Genomic DNA, 26,108 nt, shown 5'->3' with positions numbered 1-26,108 from the left:
CGGCTACTGGGACGGCAGCAGCGCCAGCACTTCCGGGACGGGCCGCAGGTGGGCGGTGAGGATGTCCAGCGCCGTGTCCGCGTCGACCGCGTCGAGTGCGGCGACGAGCGCCCGGTGCTGCGCGTTGATGGTGTCGAGCCGTTGGGGCCCGACGTGCAGCGCGCGGACGGCGACGCGCTGCTGCCGTGACCGCAGCGAATCGTAGAGTTCGGTCAGGACGGAGTTCTGTGCGGCACTGACCATGGTCAGGTGGAATTCGCGGTCGAGGCCGGACACGGCGAACCAGTCCTGCTCGCGCCCGGCGGCTTCCATCGGCTCGATCAGATCGACCATGTGCGCGGGTGCGCCGGCTCCCCGCGCGCACAGGGCGGCCACCGCGTGGCCCTCGATGAGCAGCCGGGTCTGGTAGACCTCTTCGAGTTCACGAGCCGTGACCGTGCGCACCTGCGCCCCCTTGCGCGGGAGCAGCGTGATGAATCGTTCGGCGGCGAGGCGGTGGAACGCTTCTCGCACCGGAGTCCGTGACACCCCCATCGTCCCGGAGACCCAGAGCTCGTCGAGGAATCGGCCGCCTTCGATGGATCCGCGGATGATCTCGTCCCGCAGCCAGACGTACACCCGATCTCGTGCCGGTCCGGATTCACCGGTGGGCCCGGTGAGCGTCGATGCCGACATCGCGATCCCTTCGTCAGACGACCCGCCGGGATTGACGGACTCGTAACAAATTGATCATACAAGCTATGGACACACCAAGTATTCTTTGTGTATACATGACATATACAGAGCGGATGTGGGAGCGGTCACAGCGCAGTGACGGCCGAGAGCCACCCGTTTCCGGCAAGTGACCCCCGAAAAAGGAGACCACCAGCATGTACAGCACTCCCGCCGATCGGCGTTACGCGATCTGGCTGTCCGACCCGAGCTTCGCCGCAGCGGAAATCGCGCGCGGCATCGGCTACGGCGCCGTGGTCCTCGACATCGAGCACGGATCGTTCGACCTCGCGGATCTCGAACGGTTCATCCCGTTCCTGCGCAGCCTCGGCATGGAGGTCTTGGCCAAGGTACTCGGACCCGAACGCGGACCCATTCAGCAGGCGCTGGACTTCGGCGCGACCGCGGTCGTCATCCCGCACATCGAAAATGCCGCTCATGCAAAGGAAATCACGGCATTCGCGAAGTTTCCGCCGCTCGGCGACCGGAGCTTCGCGGGCGGGCGGACCACCGGCTACGGCGGTTTCACCGACGAGTGGGTCGCGGAGCAGGACGCGTTCACCCGCTGCTACCCGATGATCGAGGACGCCGGAGCGATCGAGGCCATCGCCGAGATCCTGGCGCTCGACACCGTCGACGGTGTGTTCGTCGGGCCCTCGGACCTGTCCCTCCGCCGCGAGCGGGGAGCATACTCACGCAAGGAGGGTGACTTCACCGACCTCGCCGCGGTGGCCTCGGCAGCCGCCGAAGCGGGCAAGCCGTGGGTGCTCCCCGCGTGGAGCGTGGAAGAGAAGGAGTTCGCGGTGCAGCACGGGGCCGATCAGATGGCGCTGATCATGCAGCACGGCGCGCTCGCCGCAGGGTTCGCGGGACCGTTCGAGCAGATCAAGCAGATCAGGGAGTCACGATGACGACCCGGACGTCGGGATCCGCTTCCCCCACAGGCACGGACGCGGCCGTCCGCCCCCGCGTGGGTCGTGCCCGGTGGACGATCGCCGGAGTTCTCGGCGTCGGCATGTTCGTCAACTACATCGACCGCGTCAACCTGTCGATCGCAGCCCCGGAGATCATGCGGGACTTCGATATCAGCGCCTCGCAGATGGGCATGGTGTCCTCGGCGTTCCTCTGGACCTACGCCATGCTGCAGATGCCGATCGGATCGTTCATCGACAAGATCGGCGTCCGGTGGGTCAACCGGGTGGCGGCGTTCCTGTGGGCAGTCGCCTCGTTCGCGTCCGCCGCCGCGGGCGGTCTCGGCATGCTTCTCCTCGCCCGTCTGGTCCTCGGCGTCGGTGAGGCGCCGACGGTACCCGCGGGCTGGAAGGCGATCGGCCAGTGGTTCCCCCGCCAGGAGCGCGGAACCGCGACGGCCGTCTTCGACGGGTGCGCGAAGGTCTCCAACGTGATCGGCATCCCGATCATGGCCTTCCTCGTCACGACGTTCAGCTGGCATGCGGCGTTCATCTTCACCGGCATCCTGTCCGTCGGCTATCTGGCCGTGTGGTGGCTGCTCTATCTCACCCCGAAGCAGGCGCTCGCCAAGGGGCGCCTCAGCCAGGAGGAATTCGACTTCATCCGCGAAGGCGGCGCCGAGGACGAGGACGCCGAGACGGCGGGCTCACTGAACGGACTGGGATACCTTCTGCGCCGGCGCAAGACGTGGGGCCTGGCGCTCGGCTACGCGTCGTACACCTACGCGTACTACGTCCTGCTCACCTGGTTGCCCGCCTACCTGGAGAAGCAGTTCGGGGTGAACCTGCTCAAAGGAGGCATCTACACGATGATTCCGTGGCTGGTGGCCGTCATCGCGCAGTTCCTCATCGCGGGCATCCTGATGGACCGATGGCTGGCTCGGACCGGCGACGTCACCAAGGTGCGCCGGACGGTGCTGGTGGTCAGCCTTCTCGCGTCCCTGGCCGTGACGGGTGCAGCGTATGCGGGATCGATCGCGGTCGCGCTGATCTTCCTGTCGATCGGTGCCGCCGGTCTGGCCGTGTCCGTTCCCGCGGGTTCGAGCATCGTCGCCCTGATCGCACCGCAGGGCTACACCGGATCGCTCGGCGGAATCGTCAACTTCGTCGCCAACCTCCTCGGGATCGCAGCGCCTATCGTGACCGGCATGGTGGTCGACTCCACGGGCTCGTTCGCGGGCGCCTTCATCGCGACCGGAGCCGTACTCGTCGGCGGAATCTTCTGCTACACCGTGGTGCTCGGCAAGATCGAACGCATGCCCGCACCCATCACCTCGGAAAGGTACTGACATGATCGACGTCGCAATCGCACAGTTCGCATCGGGTGCGGACAAGCACGACAACCTCGCGCAGATCGCGAAGTTCGCGGAGGAAGCGGCCGCGGGCGGCGCCCGGGTGCTGGCGACTCCCGAATACGCGATGTTCACGCTCCCGGTGATGGACGAGCGGTTCGTGGACTCCGCCGAATCCCTCGACGGTGAATTCGTCACCGGCCTGCGCGAGATCGCCGTCCGGCACGGGCTGACGCTCGTCACCGGGATCAACGAGGCGATCCCGGGCGAACGCAGGATCTTCAACACCCTCGTCGCGATCGCCCCCGACGGCGGCATCGCCGCCACGTACCGAAAGCTGCATCTGTACGACGCGTTCGGCTACCAGGAGTCGGAGTTCGTGCAGGCGGGGACCATCGGCGATCCCGAGACGTTCACGGTCGACGGCATCACGTTCGGCCTGCAGACGTGTTACGACCTGCGGTTCCCGGAGGTGACCCGGCGCATCGTCGACGCGGGCGCCGACGTCCTGGTCCTGCCGGCCGAGTGGGTGCCCGGCCCGCTCAAGGAGGACCACTGGACCACGCTGGTCCGCGCCCGGGCCATCGAGAACACCATCTACGTCGCCGCGGCCGATCAGTGCGCCCCGGTGGGTTCGGGCGCGTCCGTCATCGTCGATCCGATGGGCGTGGTGATCGCGTCCCTCGGCGAACGGACCGGGACCGCGATCGGCACCGTCTCCGCCGAGCGCATCGCCGACGTCCGCGCCAAGAACCCGGCGCTGACGCTGCGCCGCTTCGAGGTGGTGGCCAAGCAGTAGATGCCGGCGAATTGGTCAGGCTCACACGCTATTGCGTGTGAGCCTGACCAATTCGCGCGCAACGGTATTCAGCGGAAGACGTCGGGCAGGCCGTCGGACACCGACTGGGGGAAGTCGGGTTGCCGCTTGTCGAGGAACGCTGCGACCCCTTCCCGGACATCCGCCGACGTTCCGCGGACGTGGATGGCGATCGACTCGGCCCGGTGCGCGACCTCGGGGCTGTCGGCGCCGAGCATTCTCCACATCAACTGCCGGGTCAGCGCGACGGAGACCGGCGAGGTGCCCGCCGCCAGTTCGCGCGCCACCGCAATCGCTCGCGGCAGCACGTCTGCGGCGGGGACGACCTCGCGGACGAGGCCGCGTTCGAGCGCCTCCGCCGCCGACACCATCTTCCCGCCCACGGCCCACTCGACGGCGGTCGAGATCCCGACGATCCGGGGCAGGAACCAGGTGGAACAGGCTTCGGGCACGAGCCCGCGACGGGTGAACACGAAACCGAACTTGGCTGTGTCGGAGGCGATCCGGACGTCGGCGGGCAGTGTCATCGTCACACCGACTCCCGCTGCAGGACCGTTGATCGCCGCGATCACCGGCTTCGTCGACCGGTAGATCCGCAGCGACGCCTGACCGCCCGAATCGGGCGGCGCCTCGCCGCTTTCCGCGTCGTCCTCCGTGACGAACGTCTCGCCGCCCTTCGCGAGGTCGGCCCCGGCGCAGAAGGCCCGGCCGGTTCCCGTGAGGACGATCGCACGGATGGTGTCGTCGGCATCGCACTCGTCGAAGACCTCGATGATGCGGTCCCGCACCTCGAGAGTGAAGGCGTTGAGTCGATCCGGGCGATTCAGCCGCACGATCGCGATCTCACCGTCCCGCTCGAGTTGGACGACGCTCTCGGTGGCGATACTCGTCATGAACTGTTCTCTTTTCGTCGTGTGGTCCCGTGTCGCGCGGTGTGTCAGCGCACCTTCGAGAACCGTTCGGATACGTCGCGGTACTCGGATCTGATCGCGGTCTTCGACAGCTTTCCGCTGGGGAGGCGCGGCAGGGGTTCGTTCCGGATCACGACGTACCGGGGCACCTTGTAGTCGGCGACGAGTCGGTCGCAGTGCTCGACGATGGCGACCTCGTCGACGTCGCCGGTCACCGTCACGATCGCGGCGGGAGTCTCACCGAATCGTGGGTCCTTCGCGGCGATCACCGCCACTTCCTCCACTCCCTCGATCTCACCGATCACGCGTTCGAGTTCCACCGGAGAGATGTTGATACCTCCGGTGATGATGAGGTCCTTGAGCCGGTCGACGAACTGCAGACGCCCTTCGCCGTCCCGCGTTCCCAGATCACCGCTGTGCAGCCAGCCGTCCCGCAGCGCGGCCGCGGTGGACTCCTCGTCGTTCCAGTAGCCGGGCGTGACGCCGGGCCCGCTGAGGAGAATTTCGCCTTCCTCGCCGGGGTCGGCCTCTGCCCCGTCCGGGCGGACAACTTTCATCTCGGTGAAGATGGAGCCGTTTCCGCACGTCCCGGGGTGGTCGAATGCCTCGCTCACGAGGGTGGCGGTCGCGACTCCCCCGGCCTCGGTCATTCCATAGATCTGCCGGAGCGCCACTCCCTTGTCCGCCCACCGCTGCAGCAGAGCGGGTGCGACGGCGGCGCCGCCGACGATCGCCGTGCGCAGGGAACCGAGATCCGCGTCGTCGAATTCCGGGGCACGGGAGATGGCCTCGAAGATCAACGGGACACCGAACAGGGCCTGGACCTTGTGTTCGCTCAGCAACGCCGCGGCGCGTCCCGGCTTCAGCTCGCGTTCGATGATGATGGTGCCGCCGAGCACGGTGGTCATGAGCAGACCCCACACGAGGCCCGGGGTGAAGACGAGCGGCAGCACCAGCAGTGTCGTCGCACCGGGCCGCAGCCCCTCTTCGGTCAGCGACGCCTCGAAGACGATGTTGAGCAGGGTGCGATTGGTGCAGATCACGCCCTTGGAGAGCCCCGTCGACCCGCTGGTGAACAGCAGCGCCGTGGGGTCTTCGGGACCGACGTCGATCCGGAAGTCGTCCACACCGCCACCGCGCAACGCCGCGAACTCGTCGAAGGGCAGCGAATCGAACGTCGCCCCCAGGGTGCGGGTCGCGTCGACCGCGTCGCCGAATTCGGCGGGCGCCAGCACCAGCCGGGCTCCCGCGTCGTCGACCACCTTGCGGAGTTCCGCCGGCTTGAGCCGGGGGTTCAGAGGGACGAGGACCGCGCCCGCCTTGAGCACTCCGAGCGCGACGGCCGGCCACTCGAGCGAGTTCGGGCCGAGCACGCCGACTCGGTCACCCGGCTCGATTCCGGCCTCGACGACCCGGCGAGCGACGCGGCTCGACCAGTCCTGCAGTTCCCGGTACGTGAGCGCGTCGTCGTCTACGACGATCGCCCGCTGGTCGCCCTTCGTCGCCGCCCACCAGTGCAATGCCGACCCGATTGTCGCAGCCATCTCCACTCAACCTTCCGCCGTCGCCGCCGGGCGACATCGATGTCACGGCAGACGCCTCGCGCCACCGCTACAAACCTATGATCTATAGATTAACTGATACTGCACCGAATCGGACACCCCGATCGGCACGTTTTCTCGAAAAGTGTTCCGCTCGAGCGATTGCCAACCCGGCCGATCCCGCCGCCGCGCCGCCCACCCAGAACGCGATCACGAACGCCCGCTCCGACGCCAGATCCGTGCCGGCGACCGTCACGGACGCGAGCAGTGTCGCGACCAGCGCGCTGGCGAGGGAACTGCCAAACGTCCGCGCAATCGCGTTGACGCCGTTGGCGACCCCGGTGAATTCGGCAGGCACGGCGTCGACGAGCAACGCGGGCAGCACCGCGTAGGACCCGCTCACGAAGACGTTGATCACGACGAGCGCCACGATCACCTGCCACAACCGGGAGTGGGCCAGTGCCAGCATCGCGAATCCGGCCACCCCGATCCCGCAGGCTGCGACGAGCACGCGGTCGGCGCGGAAGCGGTGAACGAATCGGCCGCTCGCCGACGCCGCCACCACCCCCGCCACCGAACCGGGGAGCAGCACGAGGAGGCTGGTGCGCAGTACCGAGGCGTCGAAGCCGTATCCGACGGCGGCGCGCGAGGCCTGCACGAACTGCGCCGAACCGAGGAACTGGATGTACATGGCCATCCCGACGAGAAACGCCGCGAGGTGCGTGCCCGCAACTCGCCGCCCGGTCAGCAGCATCGGCGGGACGAGAGGCGCCCGGGTCCGTCGCTCGTGCAGGTACCACCCCGCCGTGACGGCGATCCCCAGTGCCGCCACGCCGATCGTCGCCGGTGAGGCCCAGCCCCACCGGCCGCCTTCGGCGAGGGCGATCAGGATCGCGGACAGGCCCACGGCCATGAGTCCGACGCCGACCGGGTCCATGCCGCTGCGGGTCCGCGCCGCGCCGCCGCGAGGTACGGTCACCCAGGCGACGACGAGGGCGGCGAGGTTCAGCCCGACGAGCAGGGCGAACACTCGCCGGAAGTCCGCGCCCTCGGCGTGCAGGACGCCGGCGGCGACCATGCCGAGTCCCCCGCCCACGGCCAGGATCCCCGACATCAGCCCGATGGCCCCCAGGAGCCGGCGCGGGTCGAGACGCCCTCTCAGTACGGCGACGCCGATCGGGAACAGCGCGAACGACACCCCCTGAAGGATTCGGCCGAGCACGAGGAACGGGAGTTGCTCGGTGACGGTGCACAGCACCGAACCGAGGAGCACCAGGACGAGCGTCCCCAGCAGCACCGGGCGCGGACCTTGCCGATCGGCGAGTCTGCCGAGAACCGGAGTGCACACTGCCGCGGCGAGCAGGTTCGCGGTGACCACCCAGCCCACGGCGGCCGAATCGACCCCGAGTTGCGACGCCATCGCGGGGAGCAGCGGCACGACCGCCGTCTGGATGACGGCCGTGGTCATGACGACGAAGCACAGCGCCGGGACCAGCAGCCGATCGCGCTTCCCGGACCGTCGGGCCGGAACCGTGACCGTGGCCGACTCCGCCCCCGTCGTCACCATCCGTCAGAGATCCAGGATCAGCTTGGGTGTGCAACTCCGGGACACGCAGATCATCATCGCGTCGTTCTCCGCCTGCTCGTCCTCGCTGAGAACGGAGTCCCGGTGATCAGGGGTGCCGCCGAGCACCGCGACCTCGCACGTTCCGCAGGTGCCCTCCCGGCAGGAGAAGTCGACGTCGAGGCCTTCCCGGAGGACGGCGTCGAGAACCGTCTCGTCCGCGGCAACCTGCACCGTGCGCCCGGATCGGCCGAGTTCGACCTCGAACGCGCCGTCGTCGCCTTCCGGAAGCGCCTTCGGCGCGAAGCGCTCGACGTGCAGGGTGACGTGCGGACGTTCCCGGCACGCCGATTCGATGGCCTGCAGCAACGGTTCCGGCCCGCAGCAGTAGACGACGGTTCCGGGCTCGGCCTCGTCGAGGGCCGTGGCGAGATCTAGGTGTCCGTGCTCGTCCTGCGGGCGGAGGAGCACCCGATCCGGGTGTGCGTCCGCGAGTTCGTCGGCGAATGCCATGCTCGCGCGGGTCCGCCCGCCGTAGAGCAGGCGCCAGGGCGTTCCCTTCGAATCCACTTCCCGCGCCATGGGGAGCAGGGGCGTGATGCCGATCCCGCCGGCCACGAACAGGTACGAGTCGGCGTCGACGAGGGCGAAGTGGTTCCGGGGACCTGCCACGGTGACGAGGTCGCCGGATTCGAGCTTGTCGTGGACGCGGATCGAGCCGCCTCGACCGTCGGCCTCACGGAGCACGGCCACGGTCAGCGACGTCGTGTCGCCGGGATCCCCGCACAGCGAGTACTGGCGGGTGATCGTGTCGTCGAGGACCAGATCGATGTGTGAACCCGGTGTCCAGGCCGGGGCCGCGGCACCGGACTCGTCGACCAGCGTGAGTCGCACGACGCCGTCGGCAAGCGTTTCCTTACCGGCGACCTGCATCTGCAGCCGCTCCTGGTTCGCATTGCTGGTCATGTACCTGTCTCGTTCCACTCGACTCCACTTGCTCGTAAATCTTATGTCATTAGATTAATGTCACGCAAGACGCACGTCGGAGATGTTGCCCCGCGGCAGCACCTGCGATAAACCTATGTGCATTAGAATTTTGGATGGGAGACCTCGCTCATGAACCCGCAGGCAACCGAATCGGTGCTCGACCTGTTCCGCCTGACCGACTCCGTGGCCGTCGTCACCGGCGCGGGCAGCGGCCTCGGCGCAGGTTTCGCGTGCGCGCTCGCCGAGGCGGGCGCGGATGTCGTGATCGCCGCACGACGGCGCGACCGACTCGACGCGGTCGCCCGATCGGTGACCGAACGCGGTCGCGACTGCCTGGTCGTCCCCACCGACGTGACCGATCCACAGCAGTGCGACGCGCTCGCCCGGGCGGCGATCGACCGGTTCGGCAGACTCGACATCCTGGTGAACAATGCCGGGGTCACCCACGCTGCACCCGCCACCCGCGAGCGGCCCGAGGACTATCGGGCGGTGCTCGACGTGAACCTCTTCGGCGCCTACTGGGCCGCGCAGGCCTGCGCCCGCGTGATGGGCCCCGGTTCCAGCATCGTCAACATCACCAGCATGCTCGGCCTGGTGAAGTCGGTACTCCCGCAGGCCGCGTACTCGTCGAGCAAGGCGGGGCTTATCGGCTTGACCAGGGATCTGTCGAACCAGTGGTCGGGGCGCAAGGGCATCCGGGTCAATGCGATCGCACCGGGATTCGTCGACACCGACATGATCGGCGAGATGTCGGCGGAGACACTCGCGGCATTCCTCCACGACTGTTCACTCGGACGAACCGCCACCCAGCGCGAACTCGACGCGGCGGTGGTCTTCCTCGCCAGCCGGGCCTCGGGCTACATCACCGGTTCGACGCTCGCCGTCGACGGCGGAACCTCCGGTCACTGACCGACGAAAGGCGACAACGACCATGCCGATCACCACGATTCGCACCGAACTGCGAGGCGACGGACTCACTCTCGTCGCGGACCGGTGGGAGCCTGCGTCCGCGAAGAAGGGAATCGTCCTGCTGCTGCACGGTGGTGGGCAGACCCGTCATTCGTGGCAGCGCACCGGAATTCGACTCGCCGACAACGGCTGGTGCGCCCTGGCCATCGACGCTCGCGGTCACGGTGAGAGCGAGTGGGCCGAGGACGGCGACTACGGCAGCAACGCCCACGCGCGCGACCTCGCGGCCGTCGCCGCCGGTCTCGACGAGCCACCGGTGCTGGTCGGCGCGTCCATGGGCGGAATGGCGTCGTTGCTCGCGCAGGGCGACCACGGCATCGGCCGCGCGCTGGTCCTGGTGGACATCACCCCCCGCGCCGAACCCGGCGGCCTCGCCAAGATCACGTCGTTCATGGAGAGCGGCCTCGCCGGTTTCGACACCCTCGACGACGCGCTCGACGCCGTCGTCGCCTACAACCCGCACCGTCGTCGTCCGCCGCGCGTCGAGGGACTTCGCAAGAACCTTCGCCTCCGCGACGGGCGCTGGTACTGGCACTGGGATCCACGGATGATCACGTATCGGGAGAACACCGACGACCACGCCGAGGTCCGGGAGGCGCGGGCCCGTGCCGCGGCGCGCGCGGTGCGCGTCCCGACCCTCCTCATCCGGGGCGCGCAGTCCGACGTCGTCAGCGCGGACGGTGCCCGTGACCTGCTGGAACTGATCCCGACGGCCCGTCACATCGATGTCGGAGGGGCCGGGCACATGGTCAGCGGCGACGACAACGACCTGCTCAGCGGCGGCCTGCTCGATTTCCTCGACGGCGACGTCGCCTACACCCATGAGGTGACCACGACCGACTACGATTCACCTCATCATGACTGACAACCATCCGAGCGAACACCCTGACCGGAAAGCCTGACATGCCCCGACCATCGAAGCCCCTGATCAGCCGCGCGGCTGCGGTGCAGGCGTCCATCGAGATCATCGATTCCCAAGGACTCGAGGCATTCAGTCTGCCGCGACTGGCCAAGCACCTCGGAGTGCAGGCGCCGTCGTTGTACCACCACTTCGCGGATAAGAGCGAGATCCTCTCCGCGGTGGCTCGGCACATCGCCGGCGCGTCCGTAGTCCGTCCCCGCCGCAAACCCGGTCCCGACTGGCCCGAGTTCTTCGTGGCGTTGAGCATGAATTTCCGCCAGGCCATCCTGCGCCACCGGAACGCCGCGCCGATCCTCCTGCAGTATCTGCCGCGGGACCTCCTGATCGGCACGTACGAGGACACGGCCCGGTTCCTGCTGGACTCCGGTGTGCCGACGCATCTCCACGTCCAGATTCTGGACGGGATGGAGACGTTGTCGATCGGCGCGGTCCTCACGGAGGCGATGTGCAAGCCGAGCACCCGGGCAACGATCTTCCCGAACGTCGATCCGGAGTCTCAGCCACTCCTCGCCGAAGCGCTTGCCGCCAACGAACTATCGTCGAAGCGATTGTTCGAGGAGATGATCCGCAGCTTCCTGTACGGCGTGATGCGAAACGATGCGGCCGCCGCGAACGCACCGCAGGAACGCTCCGCCTGACACGCCGGCACCCGACGAGGCGAAGGGCCCCTGGGACACGATGTTCCAGGGGCCCTTCGTCATCTCGGTGCCGGCGATCCGCTACCCGATGGCGGGCAGATGCACCGTCTTGGTCTCGAAGAACTCCTCGAGACCCTCGACGCCGCCTTCACGTCCGACGCCGGACTGCTTGTAGCCGCCGAAGGGCACGGTGAAGTCGATGATGGTGGCGTTCACGCTGACCGTTCCGGTCCGGATACGCTGGGCCACCTCGAAACCGTGCTCGAGGTCGGCCGTGTACACCGCGCCGGACAGTCCGTAGATCGAGTCGTTGGCGATGGCGATCGCCTCGTCCTCGTCCTCGTAGGTGATCACGGAGACGACGGGACCGAAGATCTCCTCCTGCGCGACCCGCATGTCGTTGCGCACGCCGTCGATCAGGGTCGGTTCGACGAAGAAGCCGTGGTCGACGCCTGCGGGGCGGCCGCCTCCGAGCACGACGGTCGCGCCCTCCTCCTTCGCCGAGGCAATGTAGCTCTCGACCCGGTCACGCTGCCGTTCCATGGCGAGCGGGCCGAGGAATGTCGTCTGCTCCCACGGGTTTCCCATGGTGAGGAAGCCCAGTGCGCCCTTGAGCGCCTCGACCACCTCGTCGTGGCGCTTGCGTGACACGAGCACCCGCGTCAGCGCGATACACGCCTGACCGCTCTGCATGCAGCCACCCATCGGGAGCGACTGCATGACGTGCCCCAGATCGGCGTCGTCGAGGATGATCGCCGCCGACTTGCCACCGAGTTCGAGCGACACCCGGGCGATGCGCTCACCGGCGAGCGACATGATGCGCCGCCCGGCGAGAGTGCTTCCGGTGAACGTGATGTGATCGACGTCGGGATTGGTGACGAGAGTTTCGGACACCTCCCGGTCGGCGCAGAGAACGCTGACGACGCCATCCGGAATCTTCCCTTCGGCCGTCAGTTCCCCGATGACGTCGGCGAACACGGACGGCGACAGTGGGGCTTCCGGCGCCGTCTTGAGGATCACCGAGCACCCTGCGGCGAGGGCGGGGGCCACCTTGAAGGCGATCGTCCCGATGGGCCCGTTCCAGGGGATGATGGCTGCCACGACCCCGGTCGGTTCCTTCAGGATTCGCGAGACCCCGCCGTCGGCGCGGGTCCGGTCGTCGCGGGTGGAGTAGTCGCGGGCCACGGCCGCCACGGCGCGGAACAACCCGGCGGTCATCTGCTGGGTCGGGCCGCTGACCGCGACGGGGATGCCGACCTCGATCACGCCGAGCGGGGTCAACTCCTCCACGCGGCTCTCGAGTCGCGAAGCGATCTCGTCGAGGACGTCGGCGCGTTCGGCCATCGTGCGCGACGCCCACCCACCGGAATCGAATGACGTGCGAGCGGCCTGCACGGCGCGTTCGACGTCTTCGGTTGTGGCGCTGCGGATTCGCGCCGCCTTATTCTCGGTGAACGGGTCGACGAGGTCGATCCACTCGTCTCCCGTCGACTCCACCCACCGGCCGCCCACGAACACCTGCTCGCGATCGGCGATCTTCGGAGGCGCTGCGGCCGCCGACTCTGTTGTCGTCATGGTCGAAAATTCCCTTCGCTCAGCGGTTGTTGTAGCCGGCATCGACCGGCAGGGTCACGCCCGTGACGTACCGCGCCTCGTCGGAGGCGAGGAACACGATGGCGTTGCTGATGTCGACGGCCTCGATCAGCTCGACCGGCATCGGATTCTTGTACGATTCGTCGTTCGCGACCTCGGGGTGCGAGTTGACGAACTCGCCGTATTCGGCGTTGGCCACCATCGGGGTGTTCACCCCGGTGGGATGCACGGTGTTGACCCGAATGCTGTGCTTCGCAAGCTGCTTCGAGTACAGGCGCATGAGACCGACGACGCCGTGTTTGGCCGCGGAGTAACCGGCCTGGCCGGGGAACGTGTTGAGCCCGATGCTGGTGAGGCCCGCGGCGGAACTGGTGATGACGATCGACCCGCCCTCGCCCCGCTCGATCAGCCCGGGCACCGTCACCTCGAGTACGTGCCACACGCCGGTGAGCATCACGTCGATGGCGTCGTGCCACGCCTGCGGCTGATTTCCGGGTCCGATGACGGGCATGATGCCGGCGTTGGGCAGGACGATGTCGACGTGACCGAACTGTTCGATCCCGGCGTCGTACGCGCGCTGGACGTCGGCGCGGTTCCGGACGTCGCCCACCGACGTGACGATGGAACCGCCGGCCTCCTTGACCAGGCGTTCGGTCTCGGCAAGATCATCCGTGGTCGCCATCGGATAGAAGACGGTGTCGATCTGCTCGCAGATGTCCATCGCGATGACGGAGGCGCCCTCCTCCGCCAGTCGCACCGCGTGCGAACGTCCCTGTCCGCGTGCCGCACCGGTGACGAACGCGACCTTCCCCTCGAGTCGTGCCATGACGTGTCCTCTCGTTCAACCGAGTCTGAGATGTCGGTGATGTGCCCCGAAATGTCGCGCGGCGTGCGCGCGATGTGAGCACTGGATGTGGGTCTTGGGTTCGAGGGCCGTCGGCCGGACGCCCTCGAAACGGACACCGCTTGTGAGCCGTGTCACAGGACAGTATCGCGGGATTCGCCGCTCGTCAACAGTGACACAAATATCGTTCTCCGTCTCATGCCTCAGAGGTAGCCGGGGGCCTCATGCCACTCACCGACCTGGTAGCACGTGTGCGCATCCTCCTGCTCGAACGACAGCAACCGGCAGAGCCGGACCGCACCGTCGTCGTCGGGATCGATTCTCATCAAGGCGATCTGGGCCCCCGCGTCGCGCAGCACCTCGAGCGCGCGCACGAGCAGCGCCGCACCCAGGCCGCCGCCCCGTGCCTCCTTCTCGAGCACCAGCGCACGGATCCACGCCGCCCGCAGTTCGAGGTGCGTGTGCAGCGACGGGTCCAGCCAGACGAACCCCTGGGGGCGGCCGGCGTCGCCGGACGCGAGTACGACGGACCCGGTTCCGTGGGCACGGCTCTCCGACAGTTTCTCGAGCTGAGCGGCCGGAATTCCCGAACGGCCCAGCACGTCGTCGAGAGCCTTCACCGACTCGGGGGCCTCCAGCCCGCGCGGTGCCTCCAGCACGGACCCGGCCGGGAGGTGCACCGGATCGAGCGGAACCGCGAACGGCCCGGTCAGGCTGCGGAACAGGGTCCACAGCCGGCTCACCGACGAGATCCCGAACCGTCGAGTCAGGCGCTCGGCCGCGGGATGCGTGCCGAAGGCCCAGACGCGCAGCGTGCGCGCACCGGTACCCATCCAGCCGTCCGGCCGGTCGACGTCGAGGCCCAGTTCCTCGACGAGCAGGGTCGCAATCCCCCGCGATCGATAGTCGGGGTGCACGACGAACTGGACGGTCCCGAGACCGTCGTCGTCCACGGCGATAGTGAGGTACGCGACCACGACGAGCGGAACGTCGTCGAGAGCGCTCAGGCCCCGGCGCGCCTTGACGGCAAGATGCGATACCGACACCCCCGGCCGCGAACGTGCCGTGACGTCACGCGGTTCGATGCGCGAGAACCCCGCTTCGTCGTCGTATTCCGCGGCCGCGCCCACCAGGGCGAGAACCTCGTCGCGGTCGTCGTCTGCGAGTTCCTCGCACCATTGACAGGAAATCATCCGTATCACTCCTCATCGGACGGTGTCACCTAAACCTAATGCTCATTGATAACACCCGCAACGGCCGGACCTGCGAGGGTTTACACATAAATCTATGTGAGTTAGATTTAATGGGTCGATCCACACCGCATTCGGAGCCGGTGACGGGTAGCGGCGACAACGCCGGCCCCTCGACTCCGCACGACACTGGAGGAAACGCAATGACCGAGGTCGGAGCCCCCCGCGAGGAACGCATTCGCCGCGCCCTGGATCACCTGCGCAACGACACGACGGACGAATTCGACCACATCACCTGGTTCCAGCCGGAGGAATTCACCGATCCAGCGGTGGCCAAGCGGGAACGTGACCTCATCTTCGGACGTGTCCCCTCGATCGTCGCTCACGGTTCCGAGATCCCCCGCGCCGGCGACTTCTTCACCCTGCAGATGCCGCGGAACAACATCATCGTGGTCCGACAGCGCGACGGCGGCGTCAAGACGTTCGTCAACCTCTGCCGGCACCGTGGCGCCCTCCTCGAAAAGGAGGAGAAGGGCCGTTGCCGACTCTTCTCCTGCCCCTACCACCGGTGGTCGTACGACACGGACGGCAGCCTCCGGACGATCACCCGCGACAACACGTTCGGCGAGACCGACACCACCAACATGGGACTCGTGGAATTGCCGACCGAGGAACGTCACGGTTTCATCTGGGTCGTCGACGACGCGGACGCCGAGATCGACGTGGCGGGCTGGCTCGGCGAAGAGATGGATACGATCGTCGCCGGCTACGACCTCGGTTCCAAGATCGCCTTCCAGTCCGAGGGATTCGACGAGCCGGTGAACTGGAAGATCATGCAGGACGCCTTCCTCGACGGGTATCACATCCAGTACGCCCACCCGAATACCGCGGCCAAGCACATCCACACCAACGTGCTGGCGTTCGAGGACTTCGGCAGGCACTGCCGTTTCATCGCGCCACGCAAGTCGATCGACCGGTGGATCGAAGAGGATCCCGGCGACCGGAGCCTGGCCAAGGACATCACGGAAACCCATTTCCTGCTCCCCAACAGCACCCTGCTGCGGCAGCCGGATCACTTCCAGCTCCTCACCTTCCGGCCGCACCCCACCGATCCGCAGCGCTGCCGCATGGAGATGCGCCTGATCGTGCCGCCGGTCGCGGAGACCGAGATGACCGAGGAGAGGTGGAACCGCCTGTGGACCAAGAACTGGGAGATCCTCCTCGCCGTTCTCCACGCGGAGGATTTCCCCCTCCTGCGGGACTCGCAGCACGGCATGACCAGCGCCAATGCCGGCCGGATGGTGCTGGGCCAGAACGAGGTCGCCAACCAGGTGTTCCGGCGTGAGACGCAGAAACTACTCGCAACGAACTGACAACACATGATGTGCGGGGCGCCCCACGGGCTTCCCGCATCAGGAGGAAGACATGCAGAGCGATCTGTTCGACCGGGACCACGAGTTGTTCCGCGAATCCGTGCGGGGATTCGTCGACAAGCACGTGGTGCCCCAACTCGAGAAATGGGATGCGGATCGCCTGATCGATCGCGAGACCTGGCTGACAGCCGGTCGCCAGGGTCTGCTCGGACTGTCCGTCCCCGAAGAGTACGGCGGGCCCGGCGAACTGGACTACCGCTTCCGCTTCGTGATCCAGCAAGAGATTGCCCGGGTCGGCGCGTCGGCACTACAGTCCGGCTTCTCCACGAACGACGACATCGTCCTGAACTACCTGCTCCGTCACGCCGACGAAGAGCAGCGTCGGCGCTGGCTGCCCGGGTTCGTCACCGGCGAGACCATCGGCGCGATCGCGATGAGCGAGCCTGCCGCGGGCAGCGATCTGCGCGCCATCCAGACCACTGCGGTCGCCGACGGCGACAGCTGGGTGATCAACGGGTCCAAGACGTTCATCACCAGCGGAATCCTCGCCGACCTGGTGATCGTGTTCGCGAAGACCGATCCTTCCGCCGGCTCCCGCGGCTTCAGCCTCTTCGTCGTCGAAGACGGGACGCCGGGATTCGCCCGGGGCCGCAAGCTGGACAAGCTCGGTCTGCACGCCCAGGACACCGCCGAATTGTTCTTCGAGGACGTCCGCGTCCCCAAGGAGAATCTGCTCGGTGAGATCGGTTCGGGATTCGCGTATCTGATGCAGAGCCTCCCCCTCGAACGACTCGGCATCGGTATCGCCGCGCAGGTGTCCGCCGAGGCGGTCCTCGGCTGGACCCTCGACTACGTCAGGGAGCGGACGGCCTTCGGCAAGCGGGTCGGGGAATTTCAGGGCCTCGGCTTCACCCTCGCCGAACTGCAGACGGCCGTCGAGGTGTCCCGCGCATACATCGACCGGTGTGTGCGTGAGCACAACGCCGGCACCCTCACCGCCGTGGATGCGGCGAAGGCCAAACTCTGGGCAACGGAACTGCAGGGCCGTGTCATCGATGCCGGGGTGCAGTTCCACGGTGGATACGGCTACATGATGGAGTATCCCGTCGCCAAGGCGTACATCGACGCGCGGATCCAGCGGATCTACGGCGGCACCAACGAGATCATGAAGGAAATCATCCACCGAGACCTGATGAAGGCCTGAACGATTCCCGCGAGAAGGGGTACGGCGAAGAATTCTTCGCCGTACCCCTTCTCGTTGTTCCCGCCCCGAGCACACCCGGACTGAATCTACACTGGATAGGTAAAAGATCACTCTGGGACAGAGGAGTCGGACGCGATGGGTGCACGCGCACGCACGGTGGCAGTTCTCGGAGCCCTTCGGTCCACCCGGTCCGACAGCATCCCAAACAGGGGAATGAATGCTGCACAACTCAATTGCGCGAGTACCAGGCCGATCAGGATGTCGGTCTGCCCCATGCCCAGTTGGTTGCGGCCGAACGTCGGGATGAAGACGAGATAGAAATAGCCGAGACCGGCCTGCTCGAACACCTCAGGAGTACGGACAGGATCGCACGTGGTTGCCGGCGGATGACGTCGAGAACCGGCACCCGTGTGATGTGGTATGGCGAGATCGATTGCCCCGGTTAGCCGGTGGAGAGGGCCGAGCGGTTCTTGTCGGAGGTCAGCGTTAGAGTCGAGGCTCTGCGAGAGATGGAGTGGTAGACGGTGGTCAATGGGGGGGAATCGATGAGCTTGTCGGGCGACTGTTCTCGGAAGACCGATGGGCCCGGGTTTGTTCGGGTTGCGCCTGGCGCCGGACCGGCCGACGTGAGCGGTCCGGGAGCGACTGCGCCGCGTCAGTTCGCGTTCACCACCCGTGCCCACGTGGCGGTCGACGACGCGACGGGCGAGTCGATCGGGCTCGACGACGTCGACACCCGGGTGGGGTGGCTGCTAGACCTGATCGCCGCGGCCGGCACCGAGTTGACGGCGCGGTCGTGGCAACCGGCCACCTTCGATGTGCTCGCCGCCGGACTGGACCATGCGGGTCGCAGGCTGCCCGCACAGGGCCATGTCGCCGCGGCGCGCCTCGACTGGAACCCGATCTATCCGGACGGGGTGTATGTGCCCTCGCGGGTCACGCGGGTGGTGACGGCGCAGGTGATGGCGACCCTGCGGATCCTCGCCTACCGGGACACCGCGATCACGGCACTCTCGCAGCGGTTCGACCCGGCCACCGGCACCCTGGCACCGCCGACCGAACCGGGCGAATGGGTGCCGCCCGGTTTCGCTCGGGGCGTGCGTCGCCAGCTCGTCGCCCGCGCCCGCCGCGAGGGCGGGGCAATGGCCGGCCGGTTGCGGATCACCGACATCCAGGAACCGCCGCAGGTCGCGGCGATGGCCCGACTCTCGGCCGCCGACCGGCAGCTCGCGCAGATCACCGCGACAGGGCGTGAGCTGGTGTTGACGGTGAAGCTGCCCACCTGCCCGGCCCCGGCTGGGCGGGCGCAGTGGCGGCGAGTCCGGCTGACCGCCGCGATCCCCGCACACCTGCACGGCCGGGCGATCACCGACTGGCATCTGCCCACGGTGGTTCTTGACCGGAAAGGTTTGTTGTGGCGGTGCGCGGCGACCGAACTCATCCCCGCCGACGATCTGGGATCGGCGACCGTCGCGGTCGGGGTCGATTGGTCACCGTCCACGCTCGGCGCCGCCGCCATCACTACCGAGAACTCGGACGGGCTGTCCTCGGACTTTCGGGGCTTCACCTACGACGACCGCGGACTCGGGACCAAACTCGCCCGCCTGCAAGCGGAAGGCCAGATGCTGCATCGCAAGGCGGCCCGGTTGACGCGGCTCGCCGCCACCGCCCCACCCGATGTCCGCACGCAACTGGAGGCGAAGGTCGCCGTCCTGAATGACCACCGCACCGCGGTGGGCGTCAAGCGCGGGAAGATCAACCGGGAGCTGGGATTCCACTTTGCCCGCCAGGTCACCGACTACGCCGAGGCGGCGGGTGCGCAGGTGATCGCGGTGGAGGATCTCACGACCCTCGAGACCCGCGGACATGGACGGGTCAACAACAACCGGGCCGCGCAGTCCGCCCGCCGTAAGGCGGTCACCGCCCTCGCGCACACCGCCGCCGGTGTGGGTATCGCGGTGGTCACGGTGCCGGCACGCGGATCCTCCGCACAGTGTCCGGGGTGCGACGAACCGCTTACCCGCCCCGGCGGCTATCACAGCGCGTGGTGTTCAGGTTGCCTGCTCGGCGGCAACCGCGACCACGTCGCGGGGGTGAACCTAGCCAAACGGGCGCTCGTCGGCAAACGCAGGGTGACTCGGCGGCGGGGGCAGCTGCCCGCGATTCGGGTGGCCGAGCACGCGCCGGTCCACAGGTCCCGGGACAAGACCAGTCCGACCCCGCGTCGGCCGCGGCATCGCCGCGTCCGACGCAGCTTGCCCACCGTGATACCGCGGTTGGGGGTGAATTCGAAACAGCATGTTCCTGCGCCACAAGCGTCGGTGTGGGACACGGTCAAACCCGCAGATGCGGGTAGCCGTGACACACCTACATCTCCAACCTCCGCCACACCAACGGCAGAGAGTATGAGATCTATGTAGACGCTGGTTGTCATTCACACACTCCGTGTCGTGCGGTCTCGAAGAGTTCGAGAATGATTGTGACGGGTGCCACGTTAACCAATAGCCATTAGGTTTGTCTAGGCTTTACCTTCGGTATTTCGACCTCACCGGAACACCGGTGACATGGGCGTGATTCGACAGCGGCCCAGGGTGACCCGGGCCGCTGTCGAATCCACTCATGTGTCACCTCGAGGTGGAGGCGGCCACCCCGAGCGGGGGATCCGTGACGGGCGGTTGCAGGATTCCGTCGTCCACGAGACGATCCACCTCGGCGGTCGTCATGTTCAGCAGCTCCTCACAGATCTCCCGGCTGTGCTGCCCGGCGGCCGGGGCCTGGCGCAGCGGCGGATCGGAAATGGCCGAGAAGCGCGCGACGCGGGCCGCCGTGGGCAACGCCTTCGGAAGCAACGCGTGATGCGTGACCGTGTAGGCGTCGCGGGCCGCCAGGTGCGGATCGGTGAGCAGTTCGGGAAGTCGCAGCATCATCCCGGCGGGCACCCCCGCCGCCTGCAACTGCGCGACCGCCGCTGCGGGAGAACGCGTCTGCAGCCACTCACCCAGCACGGCGTCGACGTCCACGCGGTTGTGGATCCGCTCGGCCCGGGTGCGGAACGCTGGAACGTCTGCCAGTTCGGGCGTGCCGATCGCGGCGCACAGTCGCACCCAGTCGTCGTCGTCCCTGACCGACACGACGCACCACTCGTCGTCACCCGCACAGGCGAACACCCCGGCCGGCGCGGCGAACGGGTCCGAGTTGCCGGGCGCGGAGACGGTACCCGGTCGCAGCGATTCGGTGACGAGTTGAGCACCGAGTTGGACGAGCGCGGTGTCCGCCTGCGCCACCTCGAGCGCTGCGCCCCTACCCGTGCGGGTCCGCTGGATCAAAGCCGCGAGCACCGCGATCGCCGTGACGTGCGCGGCGATGTGATCGGGATAGACGGTCGAGCCGTCACAGAGCAGGTCCTCGTTCCCGGGGTACCGCCACAGGGCGGACACACCGCACGCGGCACGCACCAGCGGGCCGTATCCGAGTCGGTTGTTCCACGGTCCGACACTGCCGAACGCGCTGCTCTCGGAGACGATGATGCGGGGGTTGAGTGCGGCGAGTTCGTCGTACGACAGGCCCATCGACGCGAGTGTTCCGGGCTTGAAATTGGCCAGGACCACGTCGGCCTCGGCGACGAGTCGGCGGAACAACTCCCCGCCCTCCGGGCTGCGCAGGTCCAGACCGAGGCTGCGCTTGTTGCGGTGCCCCCAGGCGACGGACGCGGCCAGCGCGGCGCCGCGCTTCGACTGGCGGAGACCGTCGGGGAACTTGGCATTCTCGACCTTGACGACGTCGGCGCCGTAGTCGGCGAACTGACGGCTGAGTTCGGCGCCGAAGACGATCACGCCCAGGTCGAGGACGCGTAGGCCGTCGAGTGGGCGGGTGCCCCGTTGCCGCATCCCGGACGCCTCGCCCGCCGGTGTCTCCCGCGTCGCCTGGGGCTGGGCGTCGTGCTCCCCGACCTCGGGCGCCGGGGTCCTGATTCCGACGCGTGCGCCGTCGAACGACACGTAGCCCGTCGGAACCCGGGCGCGCACCCCGGTGGCGATCTCCAGGTCCGCGAGGGCACCAGCCGCGTCAAAGTGCTCGGTCGTCAGCACTTCCCCGAGCGAGAGGACGCCACCGACGGGCACTCCCCTGGTCGCGCCCTCCGCGACGAGTTGGTCGCGGGTGCGGGTCGCGAACAGCGCCTCGATCAGGGGGTGCAGGGCGTCGGCGGCGGCGAATCGGGCCGGAATCGTGTCGTACTTCGGGTCGGCGAATTCCTCCGGCTCGCCGAGCCATTCGAACATTCCCCGCCACTGCCGTTTTGCCAGCAGGCAGATCCGCACGTAGCCGTCGGCACAGGGGAACACCGGATAGAAGTTCGACGCGTCCGGTCGATTCCGGGGGAAGTCGTCGGAGCGCCCCGCGGCCGCGGAACCCTGCGTCCCGAAACCGGGATCGAAGCCGTGGACGAGCGCTTCGAAGGCAGACAGATCCACGACCTGGCCGCGACCGGTGTTGATGCGGTCGTAGTAGGCGAGCAGCGCCGACCAGGCGGCGTGCATCCCCACCGTCTCCTCCACCAGGCCGGCGGGAGGAAGCAGGGGTTCGGCTCCGGGAGCGCCGGAGCGGGACAGCACACCGCTCAGTGCGTACAGCACCTGTTCCGTGGCCGCCCAGTCCCGGTAGGGCCCGGTCTGCCCGAACGGCGTGACCGACACGCACACCAGTGACGGTGCGAGAGCAAGGAGTTCGGCCGCGCCCACTCCGCGTTCGCTCAGCAGGCCCGGCGCGTGCGATTCGATCAGGATGTCGGATTCCGCGGCGAGTGCCCGCAGCCGGTCCCGGCCTGCGGGATCGTCGAGGTCCACGACGATCCCCCGCTTGTTCGCGTTGCGCAGCGCGAACGGGATGCTGACCCCGTCCACCACCGGCTCGGCGCGGCGTGAGCGGGCGCCTCCCGGACCTTCCACCTTCGTCACCTGCGCGCCGAGGTCGGCGAGGTACCGGCCACACGACTCACCGAGGCCGTCGGTGAGGTCCAGTACGCGGACACCGGTCAGCGGTAGCGTCATCGCCTGCTCCGTTCGATCAGATCTGATGGTGAATGAAAAGCTGTTCGACTCAGCGTGTTCCGAAGTACACGGACTTCGTCGCGAAATAGGGGGTCAGGCCTTCCGGACCGAGTTCACGTCCGAGACCGGACGACTTGACGCCGCCGAACGGCGCGTCGAGGTCGAGGGCGTAATGGTTGACGCCGACAGTCCCGCTGTGGATCCGGGAGGCCAGGGCGAGGCCGTGCTCCTCGTCGGCGGTCCAGACCGTGCCGCCCAGGCCGTATTCGGAGTCGTTGGCGATCGCCACGGCCTCGTCCTCGTCCGTGTAGGGGGTGATCGTCAGAACGGGCCCGAAGATCTCCTCCTGGGCGATGCGCGCGGAGTTGTCCACGTCCACGAATACCGTCGGCTCGACGAACCAGCCGAGCGGCTGCGAATCCGGTACGCCCCCGCCGGTCGTCGTGCGGTAGCCCGCGCTGCGCCCGTCCTCGATGTAGCCGAGCACGCGCTCGCGCTGGGCGGCGCTGACCAGCGGCCCGATCGCGGTGGCCTTGTCGAGGGGATCCCCGACGACGAGACCCCGGACCGTCTCGGTGACCGCCTCGACGACCTCCTCGTACCGGGCACGGGGGGCGAGGATCCGGGTACTCGCATGGCACGTCTGGCCGTTGTTCACCAGCGACACCTCCGCGAGGTTCGCGGCGAACACGGACAGGTCGGCGTCGGCTGCCACGATTGCAGCCGATTTGCCGCCGAGTTCGAGCGTGACGGGGCGCAGCAGCCTGCCACACACCTCGCCGATCGCTCGTCCCGCCGCCGTCGAACCGGTGAACGCGACCTTGTCGACCCCCGGGTGCTGCACCAGGTAGGCGCTCGCCTCGCGGCCCGCGGGCACGATGTTCAGGACGCCGGGAGGCAGACCGGCCTCCTCGGCGGCATCCGCGAACGCGAACGCGTCGAGCGCGGTTTCGGGGGCGGCCTTGAGCACCACGGTGCACCCGGCCGCGAGCGCGGGCGCGATCTTCATCGCGGCGAGGGGTTGCGGGTAGTTCCACGGGGTGATCGCGGCGACGACGCCCACCGGCTCACGCCGGACCACCGTGCGACCGCCGAACGCGCTGGGACGGATGTCCTCGGACGCCGCCTCGCGGACGAGCGCGGCGTAGTAGCGGATCATGGCGGCGGGTCCGAAACCGTTGACCCCGGCGGAGAGTGAGATCGGCATCCCGTTCTCGCGGCTCACCAACGTCGCGGTGTCGCGACCACGCTTCTTCAGCGCGGACGCGAACACGTCGAGAAGGTCTGCGCGAGCGCGGTTGTCGAGCTGACCCCACGGTCCGCGGAGTGCGTCGCGTGCGGCGGAGACGGCGGCGTCGATGTCGGCGGCGGAAGCGAGAGCCGAACGCCCGAGCACCTTCTCCGTGGCAGCCCCGACGACGTCGGCCGCGGCACCCTCCTGCGGGGCGACCCACCGGCCACCGATGAACAGAGCGTCGCGGTCCACGGTCATGTTGTCCATGTCGATCCTTCTCACAGAGTCGGGGTGCTACAGCACGTCTTCGTGGGCGAAGAGCGTCGAACTGACGAGCGGTGCCATCGGGCCGCCGATGAACAGCGACGTCTTGGCGTGCGCCACCGGATTGGTCGACGTGCCGCGGATCTGCCGCACCGCTTCGACCGCGAGCCCCATTCCGTTGACGAACGAGTCGGCGATGTTGCCGCCACTCGTGTTCACGGGGAGCTTGCCGACGCCCGCGGTGAGGTTGTCGACGGTGAGGACCTCGCCTGCGGCGGGGCCGGACGGCGCCAGGCCGTGGTCGATGAGCGCGGCGACGGCGGGCCCGCTGAAGTTCTCGTACACCTGGACGACGTCCACGTCGTCGGGGCCCAGACCTGCTGCGGCCCAGAGGCGGTCCGCGACCCCGGGCCGTCCGGTGGCGCCGCGAAACCCGCTGTGGCGTACTGGTCGTCGTTGTCGATGATCGAGGAGTAGCCGCCCGGTGCGCCCTGCGCTCCCGCGAGAACGTACGCGGGATCGGGTCGCAGCGACTTCGCGCGGTCGGCGGAGACCAGCACCAGCGCGACGGCGCCGTCGCTCTCCCGCGAGCAGTCGTACAGGTGAAACGGTTCGGTGATCAGGCGGGACGAATCGTACGTCGCCTCGTCGAGCGGCTTGCCGTAACCCTGCGCGGTCGGATTGTTCTGGGCGTGCCGGTACGCGGCGAGCACCAGCGCACGCATGGTCTCGCGCGGGACCCCGTCGTGCTCGAGCAGTCGCTGTGTCCGCAGCGCGCACACCTGGGCGGGCGATCCGACGCCGTGCGCGAGGAAGTGCGGGCCGTAGTGGTACTTCGCGTAGCCGAGCCGCCCGGTATCCGCCTGTGCCATCGAGCGATAGACGACGACGCACTCGGCCTGCCCGGCAGCGATCGCGACGGCGGCATTGTTGATCGCGGCAGCGACCGTCCCGCCGCCACCGCCCCACATCATGTTCGACCACCGGACGTCGTCGACGCCCAGTGCGCCGCCGATGACCGCACCGTCGTGCCCGCCGCCCGCATACGACACGAATCCGTCGAGTTCGCGCGGCGAGATGCCGGCGTCCGAGCATGCCGCGAGGATCGCCTCGAGCGTCATCCTCAGTTCACCCGCCGGGGCCTCGCCGCGGCGGTAGTGCAATTCGGACACGCCGACGACGGCGGCCGCCCCGCGCATGGTGAGTGCACTCATGCCTGCGCTCCTTCTGTGGATCGACGCCAGCGCAGCAGCGGCCAGGTCGCGCCTTCGTCGTGCTCGATGTGCCCGACGACCGGGTCGCCGATGCGGATGGCGTCGGTGTCGTCGCCGGTCAGGATTCCGAGTACCCGGCGGTGCCCGGCCTCGGGAAGTTCGACCAGGACCGTCACGTACGGGACCCGGTCGGCCAGTTCGGTGATGAACGGGTACCAGCTGCGCGACCAGCTGTACACGGTCCCGGTGGGCGTCACGGACTCCCAGTTCGGGTCGAGGGTGTGGCAGGATCCGCAGACCCATTGCGGTCCCCAGATCCAGGTCTGGCAATTGCCGCAACGCTGGAGTCGCAGCTCACCTCGGGTGAGCCCGTCCCAGTACGGTTGGTCGAGGCCGTCGGCGGACGGTCCCCACGGTTCTCCCGTCATGCCGGACGCCCTCCTTCGGCGGGGAAGTTCTCGAGCGCCGCGGCCAGCCAGCGGCCGTCGTGACGCTCCCAGATCGATCGCAGGCCGATCGTGCCGCCCGGGGTCGTGTACACCGTCTCGCCGATGCGGCGGTCGCCGTCGGCCCGGACGTCCTTGATCTCGAACCCGTCGACGTCGCCGCGGGGAACGGTGACACCGTCGAACACGGCGGGCAGGTTCTCCTGAACCATGTCGGCGAGTGCGGACTTCATGTCTCCGGACACCACGTATCCGACGTGCCGCTCGTACAGTTCGCGGAAGTCTTCGACAGACATTCGAAACTCCTTTTCTCCGTGAGAACCTCACGCCTCACGGCGGATGCCCTCGATTCCTATACCTTATGTCGTTAGGTAA

At 67.9% G+C, this 26,108-nt stretch carries 22 protein-coding genes and 1 pseudogene; 9 read left to right on the top strand and 14 right to left on the bottom strand.

Features of this window, described 5'->3' with window-relative positions; genetic code table 11:
* Positions 1-3 precede the first annotated feature (3 nt).
* Entirely contained in the window at positions 4-675 is a 672-nt protein-coding gene (locus tag CJ179_RS19340; RefSeq protein ID WP_072939776.1) for a GntR family transcriptional regulator, read from the bottom strand.
* A gap of 194 nt (positions 676-869) precedes the next feature.
* Between CJ179_RS19340 and CJ179_RS19335 the strand changes: the two genes are divergently transcribed.
* The 3 genes from CJ179_RS19335 to CJ179_RS19325 are packed head-to-tail and all read left to right on the top strand — an operon-like array spanning position 870 to position 3,773.
* A complete protein-coding gene (locus CJ179_RS19335) occupies positions 870-1,622 on the top strand; it encodes an HpcH/HpaI aldolase/citrate lyase family protein (protein ID WP_072939773.1) in 753 nt (250 codons plus the stop codon).
* Entirely contained in the window at positions 1,619-2,971 is a 1,353-nt protein-coding gene (locus tag CJ179_RS19330; protein WP_072939770.1) for an MFS transporter, read from the top strand. Before CJ179_RS19335 ends, CJ179_RS19330 begins: the two co-directional genes overlap by 4 nt.
* Position 2,972: 1 nt before the next feature.
* Entirely contained in the window at positions 2,973-3,773 is an 801-nt protein-coding gene (locus CJ179_RS19325) for a carbon-nitrogen hydrolase family protein (RefSeq protein WP_095862533.1), read from the top strand.
* Positions 3,774-3,841: 68 nt separating this feature from the next.
* Here CJ179_RS19325 and CJ179_RS19320 read toward each other — a convergent pair whose 3' ends face one another.
* From CJ179_RS19320 to CJ179_RS19305, 4 genes are all read right to left on the bottom strand, one after another.
* On the bottom strand, positions 3,842-4,684 hold the full coding sequence (locus tag CJ179_RS19320) for an enoyl-CoA hydratase-related protein (protein ID WP_072939764.1): 843 nt from the start codon (positions 4,682-4,684) through the stop codon (positions 3,842-3,844).
* Between the two features lie 44 nt (positions 4,685-4,728).
* Positions 4,729-6,246, bottom strand: a complete 1,518-nt coding sequence (locus CJ179_RS19315) for a class I adenylate-forming enzyme family protein (protein WP_095862751.1) — start codon at positions 6,244-6,246, stop codon at positions 4,729-4,731.
* A gap of 82 nt (positions 6,247-6,328) precedes the next feature.
* The gene (locus tag CJ179_RS19310; RefSeq protein WP_072939761.1) at positions 6,329-7,810 is read right to left on the bottom strand and encodes an MFS transporter; all 1,482 of its coding nucleotides are present in this window, start codon (positions 7,808-7,810) and stop codon (positions 6,329-6,331) included.
* A gap of 3 nt (positions 7,811-7,813) precedes the next feature.
* Complete coding sequence (locus tag CJ179_RS19305) at positions 7,814-8,773, bottom strand: PDR/VanB family oxidoreductase (protein ID WP_072939758.1); 960 nt, start codon at positions 8,771-8,773, stop codon at positions 7,814-7,816.
* Positions 8,774-8,923: 150 nt separating this feature from the next.
* On the opposite strand from CJ179_RS19305, the gene CJ179_RS19300 reads away from it, so the two are divergent.
* From CJ179_RS19300 to CJ179_RS19290, 3 genes are read left to right on the top strand one after another with little or no spacing between them, the layout of a single operon-like run.
* Positions 8,924-9,703, top strand: a complete 780-nt coding sequence (locus tag CJ179_RS19300) for an SDR family NAD(P)-dependent oxidoreductase (protein WP_072939756.1) — start codon at positions 8,924-8,926, stop codon at positions 9,701-9,703.
* A gap of 22 nt (positions 9,704-9,725) precedes the next feature.
* On the top strand, positions 9,726-10,628 hold the full coding sequence (locus CJ179_RS19295; protein ID WP_072939753.1) for an alpha/beta fold hydrolase: 903 nt from the start codon (positions 9,726-9,728) through the stop codon (positions 10,626-10,628).
* A gap of 38 nt (positions 10,629-10,666) precedes the next feature.
* Positions 10,667-11,323: a TetR family transcriptional regulator gene (locus tag CJ179_RS19290; protein WP_095862532.1), complete on the top strand. Its 657-nt coding sequence runs from the start codon at positions 10,667-10,669 to the stop codon at positions 11,321-11,323.
* An 81-nt stretch (positions 11,324-11,404) separates the two neighbouring features.
* On the opposite strand, the gene CJ179_RS19285 is transcribed toward CJ179_RS19290, so the two are convergent.
* The 3 genes from CJ179_RS19285 to CJ179_RS19275 form a co-directional block, all read right to left on the bottom strand.
* Positions 11,405-12,898 carry an aldehyde dehydrogenase gene (locus CJ179_RS19285; RefSeq protein ID WP_072939747.1) on the bottom strand — a complete coding sequence of 498 codons (1,494 nt, stop codon included), beginning with the start codon at positions 12,896-12,898 and terminating at the stop codon, positions 11,405-11,407.
* Positions 12,899-12,917: 19 nt separating this feature from the next.
* On the bottom strand, positions 12,918-13,742 hold the full coding sequence (locus CJ179_RS19280) for a mycofactocin-coupled SDR family oxidoreductase (protein ID WP_072939746.1): 825 nt from the start codon (positions 13,740-13,742) through the stop codon (positions 12,918-12,920).
* Positions 13,743-13,963: 221 nt separating this feature from the next.
* On the bottom strand, positions 13,964-14,953 hold the full coding sequence (locus CJ179_RS19275) for a GNAT family N-acetyltransferase (RefSeq protein ID WP_095862531.1): 990 nt from the start codon (positions 14,951-14,953) through the stop codon (positions 13,964-13,966).
* Between the two features lie 200 nt (positions 14,954-15,153).
* Between CJ179_RS19275 and CJ179_RS19270 the strand changes: the two genes are divergently transcribed.
* Positions 15,154-16,323: an aromatic ring-hydroxylating dioxygenase subunit alpha gene (locus CJ179_RS19270; RefSeq protein WP_072939742.1), complete on the top strand. Its 1,170-nt coding sequence runs from the start codon at positions 15,154-15,156 to the stop codon at positions 16,321-16,323.
* 52 nt (positions 16,324-16,375) lie between these two features.
* A complete protein-coding gene (locus CJ179_RS19265) occupies positions 16,376-17,527 on the top strand; it encodes an acyl-CoA dehydrogenase family protein (protein ID WP_095862530.1) in 1,152 nt (383 codons plus the stop codon).
* A gap of 107 nt (positions 17,528-17,634) precedes the next feature.
* Here CJ179_RS19265 and CJ179_RS19260 read toward each other — a convergent pair whose 3' ends face one another.
* The gene (locus CJ179_RS19260; RefSeq protein ID WP_095862529.1) at positions 17,635-17,874 is read right to left on the bottom strand and encodes a hypothetical protein; all 240 of its coding nucleotides are present in this window, start codon (positions 17,872-17,874) and stop codon (positions 17,635-17,637) included.
* 279 nt (positions 17,875-18,153) lie between these two features.
* Between CJ179_RS19260 and CJ179_RS19255 the strand changes: the two genes are divergently transcribed.
* Positions 18,154-19,947 carry a zinc ribbon domain-containing protein gene (locus CJ179_RS19255; protein ID WP_095862528.1) on the top strand — a complete coding sequence of 598 codons (1,794 nt, stop codon included), beginning with the start codon at positions 18,154-18,156 and terminating at the stop codon, positions 19,945-19,947.
* A 204-nt stretch (positions 19,948-20,151) separates the two neighbouring features.
* On the opposite strand, the gene CJ179_RS19250 is transcribed toward CJ179_RS19255, so the two are convergent.
* The 5 genes and pseudogenes from CJ179_RS19250 to CJ179_RS19230 form a co-directional block, all read right to left on the bottom strand.
* Positions 20,152-22,575, bottom strand: coding sequence for a CaiB/BaiF CoA-transferase family protein (locus tag CJ179_RS19250; RefSeq protein ID WP_095862527.1), 2,424 nt, complete (start codon positions 22,573-22,575; stop codon positions 20,152-20,154).
* 49 nt (positions 22,576-22,624) lie between these two features.
* A complete protein-coding gene (locus CJ179_RS19245; RefSeq protein ID WP_095862526.1) occupies positions 22,625-24,076 on the bottom strand; it encodes an aldehyde dehydrogenase in 1,452 nt (483 codons plus the stop codon).
* 27 nt (positions 24,077-24,103) lie between these two features.
* Positions 24,104-25,287: pseudogene (locus CJ179_RS19240) on the bottom strand (transporter).
* Positions 25,284-25,715, bottom strand: a complete 432-nt coding sequence (locus CJ179_RS19235; RefSeq protein ID WP_095862525.1) for a Zn-ribbon domain-containing OB-fold protein — start codon at positions 25,713-25,715, stop codon at positions 25,284-25,286. Before CJ179_RS19235 ends, CJ179_RS19240 begins: the two are co-directional and overlap by 4 nt.
* Positions 25,712-26,029 (bottom strand): hypothetical protein, encoded by a 318-nt coding sequence (locus CJ179_RS19230; protein WP_095862524.1) that lies wholly within the window; start codon positions 26,027-26,029, stop codon positions 25,712-25,714. Before CJ179_RS19230 ends, CJ179_RS19235 begins: the two co-directional genes overlap by 4 nt.
* Positions 26,030-26,108: the final 79 nt, after the last annotated feature.

It is taken from the genome of Rhodococcus sp. ACS1 (assembly GCF_002300155.1).
Lineage (GTDB): Bacteria > Actinomycetota > Actinomycetes > Mycobacteriales > Mycobacteriaceae > Rhodococcus_F > Rhodococcus_F koreensis.
The sequence above is the reverse complement of the archived record's forward strand: the minus strand, read 5'-3'. Positions and strand labels throughout refer to the sequence as shown.